Raw genomic sequence first — 20,250 nt, 5'->3', positions numbered from 1 at the left:
TTTCACGCGCCCTGCCAGAGGAAGCGGAAGGCCGTGCCACAAGCCCCGGCCCGGCAGCGGAAGACGTAGCCCCGGCCCGCGTCCCCGAAGCCCAGGCCGAAGGGCAGCGCCGAGAGCTGGGCCACGAAGTGCATGGGCTCGCCGCAGCACTCGGGCCGGGCCTCTCCATTCACCCAGACAGGCACGCCGCCCACCTTGTTCTCGGGCGCCTGGGCCGAGGCCCGATCCAGCGCCGCGAGCTGTTCATCGGTGGCCGCGTTCACGTCCACCGACAGGGCCTCGGTGTCCTCCCGCGCGCGCGCGAAGTCCAGCCGCGACTCGGGCAGCGGATGGGGCGAGGCCGGAGCGCCCGCCATCGACGCGGGGCCCGGCTCCACCGCCACCACCGCGTTGGCGCCCGCGAACGCATCCCACCGGAAGCAGACGGTGTCCGGGTTCTCGCATTGGAAGACGTACAGCGCGGCGTACGGCGCCAGGTCCAGGCGGCCGGCCACGTGCGGCAACTGGAAGAGAAAGCGCATGGGTGCGCCACACGCCGCGCACACCGGCCAACGCAAAGCGCCCGCGGGCTCCGGTGCGCCGCCCACCTTGGCGAGCGGCACTCCGGGCTCCACGGGCACGAGCGCCCACAACGGAGAAAGGTCGTCCATTCAGGACGCGCAGCCTAGAAGTCCGAGATGCGATCCGCCAGCGAGGCGTCATCGACGAAGGGGTTGCGGTTGCCCTGGTAGCCCTGGATGGCGTCGTTGCGCGCCACCTCGGCGGCGTCCACCTGGTCCAGCTTGTTCCACTGCTTGAGCACCGCCTCGTCCCCCGCGGGGATGGGCTTGCCGTACACCGTGGAGAAGTAGAAGAGGGCTCGCGCCACGTTGCCCTTGTGCTCGTCACGGGGCTCGAACACGAGCTGGCCGTTGGCGTCCTTGCCGAACTTGGAGCCGTCCTGGCTCCACTTCACGTCCTTCACCACGCCGAAGGGGTAGTTGCCCCGGATGGAGTTGGCCTTGCTGTCCGTGGGGAACAGGTGGTGCAGGTCGCTCTTGGCCGCGCCCGTGGCGCCCTTGGACTGGGGCCACGAGTGCTCGGTGTTCATGTCGTTGCTGTTGGGAATCTTGTCCGTGGCCAGCTCGCGGCCCGTGTACACGCACTCCACCTTGCCGTCGTGGTTGTCCAACGCGGTGAAGATGATCTTCCGCGCCTGGTTGTAGCCCAGGTCCTTGTGCTGGGCCGACGCGTCGTGCAGCGCCTGGATGAGCGCCTTGTCCTTGAGACCATCCGTCGGGGAGCCTCCCGGCGTCGTGGGGACGGGCGTGGTGGAGCCCGTGCCCGTGGAGGGGCGGGCCTTGGCGGCGGGCGTGAAGCTGTCCACGGAGGCGAGCGCCGCGCGCGAGGGGAGCGCGGTGGGACGGCGGGCCTCGGACGCGGCGGCCGGGACGAGGGAGAGCGGGCGGGGAGCGGCGGTGGTCGAGCGCAGGAGCATCGGAAGGGCCTCGGGGGCGGCCGCGCGGCGGCACGTGGATATTTCCATTGTCGTCCACGGGCTTCGGAAGTTGCCTGTCTCCGTACTTTTACCGCTCTTTCCCTTCAGTGTGGGTTAATGACACCCACTGCCCTACCCCGAGCCAGCCTTGGCTTTCCGCGTTAGAAGGGCGCATGCGTCAAACCCTCCCCCTGATGTTCGCCACGCTCGCCCTGCTGAGCGCGGCCTGCGAGAAGAAGCCCGCCCCCCCGCCCCCCGCCCCCACCCCGACGGCCTCGGGCGGCCCCGCGACGGACCACGCCCCCATCCTTATAGGACAGGTGGGAAGTCTGACGGGCAGCGAGGCCACGTTCGGCATCTCCGCGCGCAATGGCATCGCCATGGCCGTGCAGGAGGCCAACGCCGCGGGAGGCGTGAAGGGCCGCCCGCTCGCGGTGCGCGTCTATGACAGCCAGGGCAGGCCCGAGGAGGCGGCCCAGGCGGCCACGCGCCTCATCACCCAGGACAAGGTGGTGGTGCTGCTGGGCGAGGCCGCGTCGTCCAACTCGCTGGCCATGGCCGAGAAGGCGCAGGCGGCTGGCGTGCCGATGATCACCCCCACGTCCACCAACCCCGCCGTCACGCGCAAGGGCGACTACATCTTCCGCGTCTGCTTCATCGATCCCTTCCAGGGCCGGGTGATGGCGAAGTTCGCCCACGACACCCTCCAGTTCGACCGCGTGGCGGTGCTCCAGGACAACAAGAGCGCGTTCTCGGTGGGCCTGTCGGACGAGTTCCGCCGCGCCTTCACCGAGCGCGAGGGACAGATCCTGGCCACCGAGAGCTACTCGAAGGGGGACACGGACTTCCGCGCGCAGCTCACCACCTTCAAGAAGCTCAAGCCGCAGGCGCTCTTCGTGCCCGGGTACTACACGGACGTGGGCATCATCGCGCGGCAGGCGCGGGAGCTGGGCCTCACGGTGCCGCTGCTCGGCGGGGACGGGTGGGAGTCGGACCGGTTGTTCGAGCTGAGTGGCGGCGCGCTCGAGGGCAGCTACTACGTCAATCACTACTCGCTGGACAACCCGGACCCGCGCACCCAGGACTTCATCGCCCGGTACAAGGCCGCCCACGGCGAGGCGCCCGACAGCGTGGCGGCCCTGGCCTATGACGCCGCGCGGATGGCGATCGACGCGATGAAGCGCGCGCCGGACCTGTCCGGAGCGGCGCTCCGGGACGCGCTCGTGGCCACCCGGGATTTTCCGGGCGTGGGCGGCACCATCAACCTGGACGAGAACCGCGACGCGGTGAAGGAAGCCGTGATTCTCAAGGTCGAGGGCGACCAGCGGCGGTTCGTCACCACCGTCAAACCGTAGTCACCCGGGGGAGTGGTGACACCTGTCACCATGGGATGACGGCAGTCACCAGGGAAACGGGCGGAATTCCTCCGCCCGCGCGTACCAACTTCCAAGAATATCGGGGGCTTGGAATCCAAGGCGCACATTGTGAGGAATTGGCACGCCTTCTGCTCTAGGTCCGGACATCGGTTCAAACCCAATCCCCCCGAGGAACGCCCCCATGTCCATCTCGTCCCTGTCGAACAACGCCGCCTTCCGCATCCCCCAGCAGGACCTCACCCCCCGCGTGAGCGAGACGCAGGCGCCCTCCATCCAGGCCGGTGGCTGCGGCGCGAAGCCGGAGAGCAGCCCCCTGGGCGATCTGTTCAAGGACAGCTTCGGGGGCGCGGAGAAGGGCGGCGGGTTGCAGCAGTTCCTCGAGGGCGCCAACGAGCTGCTCCAGACCCTCAACCAGCTCAAGGATCTGCTGCAGGAGATCCCCGATCTCGGCGGTGACTCTCCGGCGGGCGGCGCCGAGGCCGCCGCGGGCGCGGGTGGCGCGGGTGGCGCGGGCGCGGGTGGCGCGGGTGGCGCGGGCGGTGCCGGTGGCGCGGACGGTGCCGGTGGCGCGGACGCCGCAGGCGCCTCCGCGGGTGTCCAGGGCGCGGGCGAGGCCCCCGAGGGTCAGGTGGGCGATTGGATCAAGCAGGCCCAGCAGGCCCTGGCCGCCGCCGGCGTCCCCGCCGACAAGATGAACGCCGCGGACATCGCCCGCATCATCGAGCACGAGTCCAGCGGCAACCCCAACGCCATCAACAACTGGGACTCCAACGCGCAGAAGGGCACGCCCTCCATCGGCCTGATGCAGACCATCCAGCCGACGTTCGACGCGCACAAGCTCCCGGGCCACGACGACATCCGCAACCCCGTGGACAACATCATCGCCGGCGTGCGCTACGCCGTGGAGCGCTACGGCTCGGTGTCCAACGTGCCCGGCATCCAGGGGCTGAACAACGGCAGCGGCTACGTCGGCTACTGATACGCGGCCGATGAACCCAACGCGGTGAGCGAGCCACGCGTGGAGGCGGCGACCCGGCCCCTCCGCTCGTGGCTCGTGCCGTTTCCAGCGCTCCCTGGGACTCGAGTCCTGATGGCGCCAGTCACCAGAGGACAACAGGAGTCATCAGGCTCGGGGGGCCTTTCGCCCTCCCGCTCTCGCGCCTGGAGCGATGCACACGGGAGGCATCTTCAAGGATATCGGGCACTTGTGTGGGCGATGGCCACTCCCGGAGTGTTGGCACGCCACCTGCTTTAGGTCAGGACATCGGTTCAAACCCACCCCGCCTTCCCCCAGGAAACCCACCATGTCCTCCATCTCCTCCGTGTCGAACAACGCCGCCGCCTTCCGCATCCCCCAGCAGGACGTCGCGACCCCCCGCGTGAGCGAGACGCAGGCGCCCTCCATCCAGGCCGGTGGCTGCGGTGCGAAGCCGGAGAGCAGCCCCCTGGGCGATCTGTTCAAGGACAGCTTCGGGGGCGCGGAGAAGGGCGGCGGGTTGCAGCAGTTCCTCGAGGGCGCCAACGAGCTGCTCCAGACCCTCAACCAGCTCAAGGATCTGCTGCAGGAGATCCCCGATCTCGGCGGTGACTCTCCGGCGGGTGGCGCGGCTCCGGCGGGTGCTGGCGCGGCTCCGGCGGGTGCTGGCGCGGCTCCGGCGGGTGCTGGCGCGGCTCCGGCGGGTGCTGGCGCGGCTCCGGCGGGTGCTGGCGCGGCTCCGGCGGGTGCTGGCGCGGCTCCGGCGGGTGCTGGCGCGGCCCCGGCCGGCGGCGCGGCTCCGGCGGGTGGCGCGGCCACGGCCAGCCCGGTGGCGGAGGGCGGCTCGGGTGAGGCGAAGCTGGGCCCCGGGTTCCCCAAGGAGCTGGAGCAGTTCAAGGGCGCAATCGAGTCCGCGGCGGCCACGGCGGGCGTGCCGGCCAACATGCTGGCCGGGCAGATCTGGCAGGAGTCGCGCGGCAACATCGCCGCCATCACCACCAACGGCGGCAACGGCCTGACGGACACGGGCCTGATGCAGGTCAACCCCAACACCTTCGGCGAGCTGCAGGCCAAGCACCCCGAGCTCCAGGGCAAGGACCTGGCGGACCCCACCACCAACATCCTCGCGGGCGCCTTCTACATGAAGGACATGAAGGAGCAGTTCGGGAACTGGGACCTGGCGCTGCGCGGCTACAACTCCGGCCCCAACGGCGTGGACCGCAACGATCCGCGCGCGCTGCCGGCCGGCACGGGTGACGCCACCTACGTCGACAAGGTGAACCAGTTCTGGAAGACCATCGAGTCCGGCAACGGCACCCTGCCCGCGTAAGGCCCACCGCCCCCGCCGTTCCCCAGCTCGCGGCGCTCAGTGCGCCGCGGCCGGGCGCCGCGCCTCCCTGCGGCGGTAGAACTCCGAGGCCGCGAGGAAACCGACGCTGAAGGCCGGGCGGAAGACCTTCGTGTAGAACCAGCTCACCCCGGGGACCGCGGCGATCATGTCGCCCAGACTCCACATCTCCTCGTGGAAGTGGATGCGGGGTTCGAGTTCGCCGTCCGCGGAGCGCTCCAGGGTGAAGTCGTACACGAGGATGGTGCGCAGCGGGTAGGTGTACAGCCAGCTGAACTGCCGCAGGTTCATGACGCCATCGACGATGGCACGGCCCTGCTCCTGGCCCTCCTCCAACTGGATGTTGAGCTGGGTGATGTCGAAGTCGAAGCGCAGCATGCGGTGGAAGCCCTCCGCGCCGCGCCGGTAGGTCTCCCGCCCTCCGCCCGTCTGCCATGGGTCGACGAAGACGATGTCCTCGGCCAGGAAGGGCGCGAGTCGCTCACTGAGCACACGCGGAGGCACCCGGGTGTCGTACAGCAACTGCGTCACCTCGCGGAATCTCGCCTCCAAGCGGGAGATCAACGCCGGGTCGCCGCGGCTCGCGGGGGTCTGCGCTTCATGGGTCGTGGACGCCGTCTTCATGGCCCCCCAGGGTAAGCATCCCGGCAAAGGCCGGGAACCCGTCCCCAGCGGGTGCGGTCCGGCGGGCGAGCATCCAGGCCAGACACTTCCGCCCTGGCAATCGTCTTGCAGCAAACGCGACCCCAGGCGTGTTACGAAGAGGGCCAACCATCAGCGGGAGGACGTGCGTGCGTCGGGATCCTCCCCATGCGTGCCCAGACTCCGCCGGGGGCCCGAGAGCGGGTACACGTTGTCACAAGCGACCAAGACGAAGTTCCTGGAGTCGGGCCCCTTTCATCAGGCGCTCAAGTCCCGGGTCGAGGGTTATTTCCAGGAGAGCGGGCGGACGAAGAGGGACCAGCCCGCCATGTATCTCAAGACAGCGGTGCTGCTGGGCTGGTTCGCCGCTTCGTATTCCTTTCTATTGTTCGGGGCGGACCATGCGCTCGAGGCGGTGCTCGGGTGCGTGTCGCTCGGGCTCGCGATGGCGGGCATTGGCTTCAGCATCCAGCATGACGCCAACCACGGAGGCTATTCCGAGCGCCGCTCCGTCAACCGGGCGATGTCCTGGACGCTCGATCTGCTGGGCGCGTCGTCCTACGTGTGGAGCTGGAAACACAACATCTTCCACCACAGCCACCCCAACGTGGTCGGTCTGGACGCGGACATCGACATCCAGCCCTTCTGCCGGATCGCACCGGGTCAGCGGCTGTACCCGGCCCACCGCTTCCAGCACCTCTACATCTGGATGCTCTACGGGCTGCTCGCGGTGAAGTGGAACTTCGTCGACGACTTCAAGGACGTTATCACCGGGAGCGTGGGCCGCCAGAAGATGCCGCGCCCCGCCGGCTGGAAGCTCGCGGGCGTGCTCGGCGGCAAGCTGTTCTTCTTCAGCTGGGCGCTCCTGCTGCCGCTGCTGCTGCACGCCTGGTGGCAGGTGGTGCTGGGCTACGCCTTCACCTCGTTCGTGCTCGGGGTGACGCTGGCCACCGTGTTCCAGCTCGCGCACTGCGTGCAGGAAGCGGACTTCCCCGAGGTGCCCACCACGGGCGGCCCCTTCCCGCGCGAGTGGGCGGTGCACCAGGTGGAGACGACGGTCGACTTCGCGCGAGGCAACCGGGTGCTGTGCTGGTACCTCGGCGGGCTCAACTTCCAGGTGGTGCACCACCTGTTTCCCCGGGTGTGTCACCTGCACTACCCGGCGCTCTCCCGCCTCGTCGAGGAGACCTGCCGGGAGCATGGCGTGCGCTACCGGGTCCAGACGAGCGTGCGCGAGGCGTTGGGCAGCCACGTGAACTGGCTCAAGCGCATGGGCCGTCCCGAGCCCCTGGAGTCGGTGTCATGAAGGACGAGAACGGCGAGCGGATCCGCTTCGGACGGGCGCAGAAGTTCCGTCTGGCCGCCAAGGGCTCCGAGGCGGTCGCTGCCTATACCCTCATGGTGGAGAAAGCCCGGGAGGGCGTGGGCCGGGCCCAGTTCGACGCGGCGCGCGCCACCTGGAGCGAGCCCCGGAACCTGAAGCCGGAGGATGGCCTCTACCTCGTGGAGTTCAGCCAGGCGGAGCGCACCATCCCGGAGACGGTGAAGCGCCTGGACAACTGCGCCACGCCCAAGGAGGTCAAGGCGGCCATCGAGCGGCTCCTCGAATGCGGCATGTTGGAGCCCGTGCCCGCTCCCATCGAGCCCCCCGCCCCCGCGCGCCGCTACTGGTAGACGGCCACCGCCACCGGTGTGGGCGTGGGCATACACATGCCATGCGCCCCGAGTGATTACCTTGGGCGCCATGCCGCCTCGCTCCCAAGCCCGTGCCACCTCGCGCCGCGGACGCGCCATCCATGTCCTCCGGCCCTCGCGCCGCGTGAAGGTGCGGCACGATCTGACCGAGCCCGAAGAGGGCCCCCCGCTCGTGCCCGAGCACCTCCCCGTGCGCGCCGAGCGCAAGAAGCTGGGGAGGGCCCTGCGCGCCAAGACGCCGCGCGAGTCCCACGCCTGGTGGAAGGCGTCCACGGACCGGCCGGATCCCATCGCCCTGCTCGAGGCGTCCAACGCGGGCCGGCTCGGCTCGCTCGTGCCCATCCGCCACGCGCGAATGAACGTGAACCCCTTCTCCTTCTTGCGAGGCTCGGCCCTCATCATGGCCAGCGACCTGGCCCGCACGCCCACCGTGGGCATCAAGGTCCAGGCCTGTGGGGACGCGCATCTGGCCAACTTCGGCATGTTCGCCACCCCCGAGCGCAACCTCGTCTTCGACCTGAACGACTTCGACGAGACGCTGCCCGCCCCGTGGGAGTGGGACTTGAAGCGGCTGGTGGCCAGCGTGTGGGTGGCGGGCCGGACCCACGGCGCCACCGAGTCCCAATGCGAGACGGCGGTGGAGGCGTGCGCGCGGCAATACCGGCGGTGGATGAACACCCTGTCGCGCTGGTCCTTCCTGGACGTGTGGTACGCGCGCGTGGACGCCGAGGAGCTGCGCGACACACTCTACAAGCACGAGGGAGAGAGCGCGGAGAAGTCGCTCACCCAGGCGCGCCGGCGCACCCAGCTGGCCACCCTGCCCAAGCTCACCGAGTTGCGCGAGGGCCGCCGCTGCATCATCGACGACCCGCCGCTGGTGACCCACACCCGGCGCGACGACGCGGAGATGCTCGCCGAGGTGCTCCAGGTCATGGGCGAGGGCTACCTGTCCACGCTCCCGGGCGAGCGGTGCACGCTGGTGCGGCGCTACAAGATGGTGGACGTGGCACGCAAGGTGGTGGGCGTGGGCAGCGTGGGCACGCGCTGCTATCTGGCGCTGCTGCTGGGCGCACACGCGGAGGATCCCCTCTTCCTCCAGGTGAAGGAGGCGAGCGCATCCGTCCTGGAGCCCTTCGCCGGAGAGAGCGCACACCCCAACGCCGGACAGCGCGTGGTGGAGGGGCAGCGGCTCATGCAAGCCGCGTGCGACATCTTCCTCGGCTGGTGCCGGGTCGGAGGGAGGGACTTCTATGTGCGACAGCTCCGGGACATGAAGGGCTCCACGGACGTGGAGCGGCTGTCCCCCCGAGGGCTGCGTCAGTACGCGGCCCTGTGTGGCCGCACGCTCGCCCGAGCCCACGCACGCGGGGGGGACGCGGCCGTGCTGCGCGGCTACCTCGGCCGGGGAGGGGTGTTCGATCGAGCCCTGTGCGACTTCGCCCGCGCCTACGCGGACCAGACCGAGCGCGACTTCGCTCTCTTCCAGAAGGCCGTCCGCTCCGGCCGCCTGCCCCTCGAGGAAGAGCCGGCCTAAGTTCACTTTCGAACGAACTCCACGACGGGCCACTGGTAATCGAGTCCGAAACATGAGACACGCCTACGGTCGCGCTCGTGATGGGCGCGGCTTCCGGTGCAACTCATGCGGCCGGACAAGAAAGAAGAAGAGTAAATGGCAACTGGTACCGTGAAGTGGTTCAACGACGCGAAGGGCTTCGGTTTCATCACGCAGGAGGGCGGGGGCGAGGACCTGTTCTGCCACCACACTGCGATCCAGACCGAAGGCTTCCGCTCCCTCCAGGAGGGACAGCGGGTTGAGTTCGACATCGCCCGTGGCCCCAAGGGCCTGCAGGCGCAGAACGTTCGCCCGCTCTGATAGCGCGCGTCTGAATCCGCAAAGGCCTGGTCTCCTCGTGAGGCTGGGCCTTTTTCATTTCTACCCTCGGCGAGCGGCCGCGGCCGCGGCGACCGGGCCCCAGACGGAGCGGGGCAGGGGGTGAAGTCCGGGGGTCTCGCGCTCCCCCTCGGTGAAGAGGAAGCCGAGCCCGGCCACCATCGTGGCCAGGGTGATGTCGAAGGCGTTGAGGCTGTCGCCCCACCCCGCCGTGAGGTTGGCCATGGAGCCGCCGGCGAACAGGTAGAGGGGCCGGCCATGGGGGCGCGCCTCCTCGACATGGGGGATGAGCTCGCGCCGCAGCCCGAGCGCCGCCACGTCGATTTCGTCCGCCACGTGACCCACGTTGAGCAGGAAGCAGCCCGCGCGCAGGTGCTTCACCTCCTCGGCGCCAATGACGCCCGTCACGCCCGTGGCCGTGACGATGACCTCGGCACGCGCGAGCCGCTCGGGCGTCAGGGGTCCCGCCTCCCATCCCGCGTAGCGCGCTTCCAGCAGCCGCGCCGCGTCCCGCTCGGCCACCTCCACCGTTCCACCAAACGCCCGCGCCACGTCCGCCACGCCCTGGCCCACGCCGCCATGGCCCACCACCAACACCCGCTTGCCATGCAGCGTGAGCCGCGTGCGCTCACAAAAGGCCTGCCAGGTGGACAGCCCCACCAACCAGCGGTTGTGCAGACCCTCCTTGATGGGCAGGTCGTCCCAGTTGAACACCGGGTAGCGGGGGGACAGGGCGCCCAGCCGCGCGATCCCCGAGCCCGTGGCTTCCAGGCTCCCCCTCACCCGGGAGCCGTTCGCGCGCGAGTGAAGCGCCCGCGAGAACTCCGCGCCCATCTCGCACAAGTGCGTGGGTCCCCAGGCGAGTGCCCGCTCGATGGCCTCGGCATAGGACTCCGGGGACATGTTCTTCCAGGCATGGGCCTGGGCGCCCCGCTCGCGCAACCACTCCACCACCTCGTCGCGCACCGTGGTGGGGTTGCACGTGGTGAGGAACACCTCCGCCCCCTTCTCCAGCAGCGCCTCCACCGCGAGCACCATCTTGAGATCCAGGTGCATGGAGCACGCGAGCCGGATCCCATCCAACCTCGGCAGGGCCTCGCAGCCCGCGCGCGTCAGGGGCATTTGAAGCCTGGCCCACCCGAGGTCCCGTGCGAACGCGTCCATGGCACGGACTTGTACCACCGTTGCGGACAGGGAGAGGCCCGCTCGAGCGCCCCGAGGCCCGCCCGCTCCCCAAGGGGGGACACGGCCGCCGGGCTTGCTCCTGACGCGCTCCGCCCCACCCTCTGAGGAGAGGACCTATCCCGGAGGAGGGCGGACGTGATTCAGCACATCCTCGTCGCGATCGATGGCTCGGAGACCTCGCGCAAGGCGGCGCGCTTCGCGCACGACCTGGCGCAGCAGACCCACGCGCGCATCACCCTGCTCTTCGTGCTCGAACCGCCCCGGATGGTGGCTTTCGGCTTCCTGGACTCGGAGCTCATCACCGGAGATCAGCACTCCCCCGAGGACCTCGAGAAGATCCGGCGCATGCTCGACGAGCTGGCGGCGGATCTCCCCCGAGCCCAGGTGGAGAAGGTCGTGGAGATTGGACGCCCCGCGGACACCATCGTCGAACAGGCCGACAAGCTCGGGGCGGACCACATCGTCGTGGGCGCCCGGGGTCTGAACGCGGGCGGCAAGTGGTTGCTCGGCTCGGTGAGCGACCGGGTGATTCAACACGCCGGCCGCCCCGTCACCGTCGTGCACTGAGGCACCCGGGACCCGCTAGCGCTTCACGCGCTTCATCGTCTCCTGCACCAGGTCCACGTACTGGCGGTTCTTCGGGTTGATCTTGAAGGCCTTGCGGTAGGCGTCCTCGGCCTGGGCCCACTGCCCCTCGCCGCGCGACACCTCGCCCGTGAAGAACCAGGCCTCCTCGCATCCCGGCTCCTGCTTGAGCACTTCCTGCAACTCCTGCAACGCGAGCTTGCCGTGGGCCTCGGGCTTCATCAGGTAGCGCGCCCACGCCCGGTAGGCCTTGTAGAGCGGCTTCGGATCGATGTCGCACGCGTACTCGAAGTACTCGAAGGCGCCCGAGTGGTTCGTCGCCTTGAGGCGCTTCATCGCCTCGTCGAACTGGGTGCTCGCGTCCAGGAGGTCCGTGCGGATGCGGAACTGCTCCGCGGTGGAGGGCCGGCCCGTGCTCGTCTTCTTCTCGCGCGCCGCCTGCCGCCGCTTGCGCCAGAGCGCCGCCTGCTCCACCTCCGACAGCGCCCCGTACGCGCGCGCGTAGGCCACCAGCAGCCCTTCCGCCTTCTCCTTCAAATCCGCCGTCTGGAAGCGCAGGGGCGAGAACTTGTCCGACAACGCCAGGAACGCCTTGCGCAAGGCCACCGGCTGCACGTTCTCCGGCACGGCCAGCAGATCGAAGGGATCCTGGCTACGGTGGGACAGGAAGGCGCTGAGCAGCGCGTTCTTCACGGCGTCGTCGTCGTCCGAGAAGGGCAGCCCCGAGGGCGCGGCCGTCACCGTCTCCAGCGTGCCCGGCAGCGGCGTCAGGGCGGGGGCGAGCGGAGGTGGAGGCACCAGGGCCTGCTGCACCCCCGAGCCCACCGCGGCGGGCGCGGGCCGCTTGTCCACCTCCTCGGCGAAGTCCGCGAGCCCCAGCACGCAGAAGGCATAGAGCCGGCGCAGCGTGGCGTCGGTGTCCATGCCCGAGCGCTCCATCAGCTCGGAGAAGGTGGGCCGGAAGCGCAGCGACTGGAACAGGCGCGCGTCCTTGGCGGACAGCTTGGGCCCCTCGATGCCGGGCACCTGCGCGAAGCGCTGCTCGTCCGTGAAGGCGAAGTGCGTGGCCACCTCGTCGAAGGGCATCACGTTGGTGACGCCCGTGAGGATGAGCTGCGAGGTGTTCATCCGCACGCTGGTGTCGGGCGGCTCGATGTCCGCGATGAGCCGGAAGCGCGCGTCCGTCCAGCGGAAGCAGTCCAGGAGCTTCATCGCCATGTTCGCCTGCATCTGCTTGTACAGGTCGAAGGGGCTGATGAGGCCCTTCTGCACCACCAGGCCGCCCAGGGGCACGTCCGTGCTCACGCTCTCGGCGAGCGCCTTCTGGTAGTCCACCTCCGACAGCTTGCCCTTCTCCACCAGGAACTTGCCCAGCGTCTCGTGCAGCAGGTTGCTGGAGCTCGCCACCGGCGCGCCGTCCTCAAAGGTGATGCGCTTCTCGCGCTGGCGCACCTTGAGTTCCAGCGTGCACGTGCGCTCCTCGACGGCCAGCGCGTGGAGCAACAGCGGGAAGGGCGTCTCGGAGAGCGCCCCCTCGCGCTGCTTGAGGACCTGGGCGGGCGTGGGAAACATGGCGCAACAGCTTAGCGGCTCTCCGGGGGAATCAGGAAATATCCGCTGCGGTGGGACGGCTACTCCTCGCCGGGGTCATCCGAGGCGTAGGAGCCATCCTCCAGGTAGTAGTCGGACTCGGAGGGCGCGAACCGGGAGAGGAGCGAGCCGCACAGGACGAGGCCCGCCACCAGGGCCACTCCATAGGCGAGCGGCCGGCTGGGACGGGCCCGCCAGGCCCACAACCGCTCGCGCCGGCGCTGGAAGGAGGGCGCGGCGACGTATTCCTTCCAGGCCTCCTCGCGCATCAGCGCTCCCTCGCCGTCCCGGCCATCGCGGTCGAGCGCGCGCGCGAGCAACACCCGCCCCTCCACCGTTCCGGGCCGCGCCTCGCGCAGACGCTGGAGCGCCTCGATGGCACCCTTGAAGTCCCCGCGCTTGAGCCGGAAGCGCCCGCGCTCCAGCTCGATGGCGCCCATTTGATGATGCGGATCCACCTTCGCGGCTTCCGCGAGCAGCAGCTCGCCCCGGGCCTTGTCCCCCGCGCCCAGGTACGCCACTCCGAGCAGGAAGAGCGTGGCGGCGTCGTCGTCCCCCGCCTCCAGGTTGGGCTTGAGCACGTCCACCGCCGCCGCGTACCGGCCCCAGCCCACCCACAGGTCCGCCAGCTCGTAGCGCGCGCGTCGATCATGCGGATTGGTGTGCAGCGCCCGCTGCAACGCCGAGGCACGCCGCCATCGCCCCAGCGCGCGCAGGGGCCTGGGCAGGATGCCCACGGTGGTGCGGTCCAGCAGCCAGAGCAGGCCGAACACCCCCAACGCCGAGAACACCGGGCTGCCCGTCAACCGCGAGAGCAGCATCCACAACAGCCAGCCTTTCATCATCGCCGCCGCCTCATATCAGACCCGTCCTCGCCCCCCTCCGGTGAGGCGTGGCGTTTCGCCGCAGGGGCGTTCCGCCACACCCCACGGCGGCCAGCGGGCGAACCGGGATTCCGCACAATGCGAGGTGTTCAGGGCAGGTTTTTCACGAATGCAAGCGGAATCGTCCCGAAATTCGCGGCCCCAGGGGCCCCTGGCATAGGCTCGACCGTCGAACGACCCCTGGCTCCCACCTTGCACCAGAGCGCTCCGGCTTCTTTTTTCCACCCCCTCTTGAACCCCGTGGCCTTCATGAGAAATCCCCCCTCGCCACTCCCCCTCCGCGGTCATGGACTCGCGATGCGCTCTGGCCTCCCGGCACTGTTGCTCACCGTCGCGATGAGCCTGACCTCGGGCCCCGTCCACGCGGCGCCCATCAACAACGACGCGCCCAAGCTGCGCTACGCCGAGGACCTGCGCGGCAACTTCGCGCTCATCGGCAACACGCTCGCGCAGGACTGCCGCTCGACGACGCCCCCGCCCATCACGGGCCGGATGCCGCCCATCGAGACCTACGTGCCAGGAGATGCCGCCTGCTACCAGCGCGACACGTCTCCGGACTTCTTCTGGACCCTGAACGACTGGGCCATGGAGAACACGGGGGCCACCACCCAGCCGTCGGCGCCCGTCAAGGCCACGGGCATCAACCCGCTGTCGGCCGCCAGCCAGGCGGCCCTGTCGCTGCCCGCGGGGGCCACGGTGGTCTACGCGCGCCTGTACTGGGCGGCCACCCGCTTCACCGCCAACGCCGGTGACAAGATCCAGGCCCCGGACCTCACCGCTCACCTGTCCCGGCCGGGCGTGGCCGGCTTCGAGTTCAATCTCACCGCCGACGACTACGCCTTCCAGTACGACGGCGGCGAGTACCAGTACCAGTCCACCGCGGACATCACCGACATCGTGAAGAGCTACGGCTCGGGCCGCTACCAGATCAGTGACGTGCTGGCCGTGTCGCTGGACACGACGACCGGCGGCGGCGAGTACATCTTCGACGGCTGGTGGATGGCGGTCTTCTACGAGGTGCCGGGCGCCACCAAGCGGCACCTCAAGCTCTTCGACAGCATGCGCAGCGTCGAGGGCCCTCCGGGCACGGCCTTCACCCTCAGCGGCTTCTACGTGCCGACGTACGCCGTGGACGCCAAGCTGGGCGTCGTCGCCTTCGAAGGTGATGACCCCGCGCCGGACATCAACGACACGCTCTCGTTCAACGGGCAGATCGTCAGCAACGACTTCAACCCGCCCAACAACTTCTTCAACAGCACGCGCTCGTGGACGACGACGAAGACGAACGTGACCACCGACACGCCGCTCGCCGGCCTGGACGCGGGCACCGACGGCAAGTTCGACTCCTACCCCATCAGCAACCGCAATGATCGGCCGCAGCTCACGGGCACGCCGGGCAGCATGTCCGGCATCGACCTGGACGTGGTGGACGTCACGGTGGCCGCGGGCGATCACACCGCCACCGCCCTGGCCAACACCTCCGGTGACCGCTTCTGGCTCGCCGGCTTCATCACCTCCATCACCACCCAGGCGCCGGACTTCACCAACACCGTCAAGTCGGCCAAGAACCTCACCCGCGACGACGGCACGGTGCGCCCCGGTGACGTCATCGAGTACACCATCTCCACCATCAACGTGGGTGATGACCACTCCAAGGACACGGTGGTCAACGACAAGCTGCCCACCCAGCTGGAGTACGTGCCGGGCTCGCTCACGCTGTTGAGCGTGGCCGCCAGTGACTCGCTCGTGCCGGGTCCGCTCACGGACGCCAAGGGCGACGACGTGGGCCACTACGACACCGCCACCCGCACCCTCACCGTCTACCTGGGCACGGGCGCCACGCCCACCAAGGGTGGCACCCTCAAGGGCATCATCGAGCCTGGCGACACGGGCGAGAGCACCCGCATCTCCTTCCGGATGCAGGTGAAGGCCGGCGTCTCGGGCGTCGTGGAGAACCAGGCCATCATCACCGCCGGCGGCATGCTCGGCATCGATCCGGTGGACACGCCCTCGCACAGCCCGGAAGGCGCCGGCCCCACGGATTTCGAGGTCGCCGAGGTCCCCACGCCCGTCATCCTGGTCCCCGCCAACGGCGCGCTCCTGAACAACAACCGCCCCACCTACTCGGGCACCTCCCGGCCGGGCCTCACGGTCATCGTCGAGGTCGATGGCGTGGAGATCTGCACCACCACCGCCGATGCGACCGGCGCCTGGTCCTGCCCGACGCCCACGGGCAGCCCGAACCTCACCGAGGGCTCCCACCGCGTCACGGCGCAGGCGCGCAACGCGGCCGGCGTCACGAGTGAAGTCACCCGCAACGACTTCACGGTGGACTCGGTGGCCCCCACGGCGCCCGTCATCACCGCGCCCACGTCGGGCCAGAACATCACCACCACCCAGCGGCCGACCTTCGAGGGCACCGCCGAGCCCAACTCCGTCGTCACGGTCAGCGTGGACGGCCGGGTGATTGGCCGCATCGTCGCCGACAGCTCGGGCCACTGGTTCCTCATCGCCCCCACGCCGCTCGCGGACGGCCCTCACACCGTCAGCGCCACGGCCAAGGACACGGCCGGCAACGTCAGCGCCGCCGCGAGCGTCCCCTTCACCATCACCGTCAACCCGCCCGATACGAAGATCACCGCCAAGCCGCCGCTCAAGGATCTGTCGCGCACGGCCACCTTCACCTTCGAGGGCATTCCGGCGGGCGGCATCGAGAGCTTCGACTGCAGCCTGGACGGCGTCACCCTCGCGAAGTGCAACGCGACGCTGAGCTTCACGAAGACCTACACGGACCTGGCCGACGGCCAGCACATCTTCCGCGTGCGTGCGCGCAACTACTCGGGCTTCGTGGACACCACCCCGGACAGCTACACGTGGCTCGTCGGCGTCGACACCGACAACGACGGCATCCCCGACAGCATCGAGACCGCCACCGGCACCAATCCGAACGACGACGACTCGGACGATGACGGCATCAAGGACGGCAACGAGGACAAGAACGCCAATGGCGTCGTGGATGACGGTGAGACCGACCCTCGCAAGAGTGACACCGACGGCGACGGCATCCAGGATGGCACGGAGCTCGGCCTGACCGACCCCCAGGGGTCGGGCACCAATGCCTCCGTCTTCGTCCCCGACAGGGACCCCTCCAGCATCACGAACCCGCGGGACCCCGACACCGACAAGGGCGGCGTGTCCGACGGCATCGAGGACACGAACCACAACGGCCGCGTCGACTCGGGCGAGACGGATCCGCTCAACCCCACGGACGACTATCGCGACACCGACGGCGATGGCATCCCCGACACCGTCGAGAACGCCACCGGCACCAGCCCAACCGACGACGACTCGGACGATGACGGCATCCTCGACGGCAAGGAGGACATGAACCACAACGGCGTCGTGGATCCGGGCGAAACCGACCCGCGCAAGAAGGACACCGACGGCGACGGCCTCCAGGACGGTACGGAACTCGGCCTGACCACGCCCCAGGGCTCGGGGACGGACCCCTCCGTCTTCATGCCCGACGCGGATCCGTCCAAGAAGACGAACCCGCTGGACCCCGATACCGACAAGGGCGGCGTGCTCGACGGTGTCGAGGACACCAACCACAACGGCCGCGTCGACGCGGGCGAGAGGGATCCGCTCGACCCGACGGATGACAATCCCCCGCCCGACACCGACGGCGATGGCATCTCCGACGACGACGAGACGCGCAACGGCACCGATCCGAACGACGACGACTCGGACAACGACGGCATCCTCGACGGCAACGAGGACAAGAACCACAACGGCATCGTGGACCCGGGCGAGACGGATCCGCTCAAGGCGGACACCGATGGCGACGGTCTCCAGGACGGTACGGAACTCGGCCTGACCGAGCCCCAGGGCTCGGGGACGGACCCCTCCGTCTTCATCCCCGACGCGGACCCGTCCACGAAGACGAACCCGCGGGACCCCGACACCGACAAGGGCGGCGTGCGCGACGGCATCGAGGACACGAACCACAATGGCCGCGTCGACTCGGGCGAGACGGATCCGCGCAACCCCGTGGACGACTACCTCGACACGGATGGCGATGGCATCCCCGACACCGTCGAGAACGCCACCGGCACCAACCCGAACAGCGACGACTCGGACAACGACGGCATCACGGACGGCAACGAGGACCCGAACCACAACGGCGTCGTGGACCCGGGCGAGACCGATCCGCGCAAGGGTGACACCGACGGCGATGGCATCCAGGACGGCACGGAGATTGGCCTGACCGAGCCCCAGGGCACGGGGACGGACCCCTCCGTCTTCATCCCCGACGCGGACCCGTCCACGAAGACGAACCCGCTGGACCCCGACACCGACAAGGGCGGCGTGCGCGACGGCGACGAGGACACGAACCACAACGGCCGCGTCGACGCGGGCGAGACGAATCCCCTCGACCCCTCGGATGACCTCGTCGACTCCGATGGCGACGGCATCCCCGACCGCGTCGAGCGCGACCACGGCACGGATCCGAACAACCCGGACACCGATGGCGACGGCCTGTCCGACGGTGAGGAGGACAAGAACCACAACGGCGTCGTGGACCCGGGCGAGACCGATCCGCGCAACGCCGACACCGATGGCGGTGGCCTGTCCGACGGCGACGAGGTGAAGGCCGGCACCAACCCGCTGGACGACCGCGATGACTTCCTCATCGGCGGCCGGGGCTGCAGCACCTCGGGCGGCTCTCCGCTCGCGTGGCTGACGACGACGCTGCTCGCCATGCCCCTGCTGCGCTCGCGGCGCGCCTCGCTCCGGGGCACGCTGGCCAAGGGCGGCCTGCTCGGCCTCATGGGGGTGCTCGTGGCTCCGGCCGCGCACGCCCAGGTGACGACCTCGCCCTTATCCCAGTCCATCGACGTGCAGCGCTACAAGCCCGGTCCGGGTGCCACCGACATCCTCGGCGTGCACGGCGCCCGGGTGGGGGAGCACCTGGGCTGGCACCTGGGGGCCTCGATCAACTACGCGAGCGACCCCCTGGGCTTCCTCGACCGGCGCACGGACAAGTACGTCTACGAGATCGTCGCGCACCAGGCGACGCTCGATGTGATGGGCTCGGTGTCGCTGTGGAACCGGTTCGAGCTGGGCGTGGCGCTGCCCATCACCTACCAGTCGTCGCAGTCGGGCGCCGCCATCACGCCGGCCTTCGCGGACGGAGTGAGCGGCGCGGGGCTCGGGGACCTGCGAATCGTCCCCAAGGCCCACCTGCTGTCCGCGGGAGGTCTGAACCTGGGCCTCGTCGTCCCGGTGTCGCTGCCGACCGCGGGGGGCGAGGGCTTCCGGGGAGGCTCGGGCGTCAGCGCCCGGCCCCAGCTCATCGCCGAGTGGGGCCGGGACCCCAACGGCTTTCGCCTGGTGGCCAACCTGGGAGCCAACCTCCAGAAGGCCGAGCAGCTGCGCAACCTCGAGACGAGCACCGAGCTGATGTACGCGGTGGGTGCCCAGCTGCCCTTCACCCAGAAGCTCGCGCTGCGAGCCAACCTGGCGGGCGCGTTCGGGCTCAACGACAGCAACTTCGAGGGGCGTCCCCTGGAGCTCCTCGCGGCGTTGCAATACCGCTTCCGTCCCGGGCTCGCGGCCCACATCGGCGGAGGCCCGGGCCTGACCCGCGGCTACGGCACGCCGGGCTTCCGCGTCTTCGCGGGGGTCGACTGGGGCAAGCCGGGCGAGCCCGCGAAGGCCGCGCCCGCCGGAACCCCCGCGCCCACCGCCCCCGCGGCGCCCCTCGACTCGGACGGGGACGGCATCCTGGACGCGCAGGACCAGTGCCCCGCGCAGCCCGAGGACAAGGACGGCTTCCAGGACGAGGACGGCTGCCCGGATCCCGACAACGACCAGGACGGCATCCCGGACGTGAAGGACCAGTGCCCGCTCCAGCCCGAGACGGTCAACGGCTTCCAGGACGCGGATGGCTGCCCGGATGAGGATCCGAACAAGGACTCGGACGGGGACGGCATCCCGGACAAGAAGGATCAGTGCCCGCTGCAGGCCGAGGACAAGGACGGCTTCCAGGACGAGGACGGCTGCCCGGATCCGGACAACGACCAGGACGGCATCCTGGACGCGCGGGATCAGTGCCCGAACGAGCCGGAGACCATCAACGGCGTGAAGGACGACGACGGCTGCCCGGACGAGGGCAAGTCCAAGGTGCGCCTGGAAGCCAACCGCATCGTCATCCTGGACAAGGTGTACTTCGCCACGGCCAAGGACGTGATCCTGCCCAAGTCGTTCAACCTGCTGCAGCAGGTGGCGTCGGTGCTCAAGAACAACCCGCAGATCGAGAAGCTGCGCGTGGAGGGACACACGGATGATCAAGGCAACGACGCGAGCAACCTGAAGCTGTCGCAGCGCCGATCGATCACCGTGCGCAACTTCCTCATCCGCGAGGGCGTGACCGCGGAGCGGCTCGAGGCCGAGGGCTACGGCGAGACGAAGCCCGTGGACACCAACAAGACGGCGGCCGGGCGGGAGAACAACCGCCGCGTCGAGTTCAACATCCTGAGGATCGCGGGCCAGGACGTGCAGAAGACGCCGTAGTTCCCTTCAGGACTTGATGGACAGA

At 69.5% G+C, this 20,250-nt stretch carries 15 protein-coding genes; 9 read left to right on the top strand and 6 right to left on the bottom strand.

The window, feature by feature from the left end:
- Positions 1-2 precede the first annotated feature (2 nt).
- Positions 3-650, bottom strand: coding sequence for a hypothetical protein (locus MEBOL_RS23340; RefSeq protein WP_157775393.1), 648 nt, complete (start codon positions 648-650; stop codon positions 3-5).
- A 14-nt stretch (positions 651-664) separates the two neighbouring features.
- Positions 665-1,525: an endonuclease gene (locus MEBOL_RS23335; protein ID WP_245918766.1), complete on the bottom strand. Its 861-nt coding sequence runs from the start codon at positions 1,523-1,525 to the stop codon at positions 665-667.
- Between the two features lie 125 nt (positions 1,526-1,650).
- On the opposite strand from MEBOL_RS23335, the gene MEBOL_RS23330 reads away from it, so the two are divergent.
- From MEBOL_RS23330 to MEBOL_RS23320, 3 genes are all read left to right on the top strand, one after another.
- A complete protein-coding gene (locus tag MEBOL_RS23330; RefSeq protein ID WP_095979521.1) occupies positions 1,651-2,832 on the top strand; it encodes an ABC transporter substrate-binding protein in 1,182 nt (393 codons plus the stop codon).
- Between the two features lie 202 nt (positions 2,833-3,034).
- Positions 3,035-3,832: a transglycosylase SLT domain-containing protein gene (locus tag MEBOL_RS23325; RefSeq protein WP_095979520.1), complete on the top strand. Its 798-nt coding sequence runs from the start codon at positions 3,035-3,037 to the stop codon at positions 3,830-3,832.
- Positions 3,833-4,157: 325 nt separating this feature from the next.
- The gene (locus MEBOL_RS23320) at positions 4,158-5,159 is read left to right on the top strand and encodes a lytic transglycosylase domain-containing protein (protein WP_095979519.1); all 1,002 of its coding nucleotides are present in this window, start codon (positions 4,158-4,160) and stop codon (positions 5,157-5,159) included.
- Between the two features lie 36 nt (positions 5,160-5,195).
- On the opposite strand, the gene MEBOL_RS23315 is transcribed toward MEBOL_RS23320, so the two are convergent.
- Positions 5,196-5,801, bottom strand: coding sequence for a hypothetical protein (locus MEBOL_RS23315; RefSeq protein ID WP_095979518.1), 606 nt, complete (start codon positions 5,799-5,801; stop codon positions 5,196-5,198).
- Positions 5,802-6,030: 229 nt separating this feature from the next.
- Here MEBOL_RS23315 and MEBOL_RS23310 point away from each other — a divergent pair, with 229 nt between their 5' ends.
- The 4 genes from MEBOL_RS23310 to MEBOL_RS23295 all read left to right on the top strand — a co-directional run bounded on the left by MEBOL_RS23310 (position 6,031) and on the right by MEBOL_RS23295 (position 9,387).
- Entirely contained in the window at positions 6,031-7,125 is a 1,095-nt protein-coding gene (locus MEBOL_RS23310; RefSeq protein ID WP_245918764.1) for a fatty acid desaturase family protein, read from the top strand.
- Positions 7,122-7,493, top strand: a complete 372-nt coding sequence (locus MEBOL_RS23305) for a hypothetical protein (protein WP_095979516.1) — start codon at positions 7,122-7,124, stop codon at positions 7,491-7,493. The genes MEBOL_RS23310 and MEBOL_RS23305 overlap by 4 nt, the downstream gene beginning before the upstream one ends.
- Before the next feature lie 70 nt (positions 7,494-7,563).
- Positions 7,564-9,048 carry a DUF2252 domain-containing protein gene (locus MEBOL_RS23300; protein WP_095982952.1) on the top strand — a complete coding sequence of 495 codons (1,485 nt, stop codon included), beginning with the start codon at positions 7,564-7,566 and terminating at the stop codon, positions 9,046-9,048.
- Between the two features lie 135 nt (positions 9,049-9,183).
- On the top strand, positions 9,184-9,387 hold the full coding sequence (locus MEBOL_RS23295; RefSeq protein ID WP_095979515.1) for a cold-shock protein: 204 nt from the start codon (positions 9,184-9,186) through the stop codon (positions 9,385-9,387).
- Positions 9,388-9,447: 60 nt separating this feature from the next.
- Here the strand turns inward: MEBOL_RS23295 and MEBOL_RS23290 are convergent, their stop codons facing one another.
- Entirely contained in the window at positions 9,448-10,569 is a 1,122-nt protein-coding gene (locus tag MEBOL_RS23290; protein WP_095979514.1) for an adenosylhomocysteinase, read from the bottom strand.
- A gap of 156 nt (positions 10,570-10,725) precedes the next feature.
- Between MEBOL_RS23290 and MEBOL_RS23285 the strand changes: the two genes are divergently transcribed.
- The gene (locus MEBOL_RS23285) at positions 10,726-11,157 is read left to right on the top strand and encodes a universal stress protein (RefSeq protein ID WP_095979513.1); all 432 of its coding nucleotides are present in this window, start codon (positions 10,726-10,728) and stop codon (positions 11,155-11,157) included.
- 15 nt (positions 11,158-11,172) lie between these two features.
- Here the strand turns inward: MEBOL_RS23285 and MEBOL_RS23280 are convergent, their stop codons facing one another.
- Entirely contained in the window at positions 11,173-12,747 is a 1,575-nt protein-coding gene (locus tag MEBOL_RS23280) for a DUF4388 domain-containing protein (RefSeq protein WP_095979512.1), read from the bottom strand.
- Positions 12,748-12,806: 59 nt separating this feature from the next.
- A complete protein-coding gene (locus MEBOL_RS23275) occupies positions 12,807-13,607 on the bottom strand; it encodes a tetratricopeptide repeat protein (protein WP_095982951.1) in 801 nt (266 codons plus the stop codon).
- Positions 13,608-13,946: 339 nt separating this feature from the next.
- Here MEBOL_RS23275 and MEBOL_RS23270 point away from each other — a divergent pair, with 339 nt between their 5' ends.
- Entirely contained in the window at positions 13,947-20,225 is a 6,279-nt protein-coding gene (locus MEBOL_RS23270; RefSeq protein ID WP_157775391.1) for an Ig-like domain-containing protein, read from the top strand.
- The last annotated feature ends 25 nt before the right edge of the window (positions 20,226-20,250 follow it).

Source organism: Melittangium boletus DSM 14713 (assembly GCF_002305855.1).
GTDB classification, from domain to species: Bacteria; Myxococcota; Myxococcia; order Myxococcales; family Myxococcaceae; genus Cystobacter; species Cystobacter boletus.
Note: the sequence above shows the minus strand (reverse complement) of the source record. Positions and strands in the feature narration are given on the sequence as shown.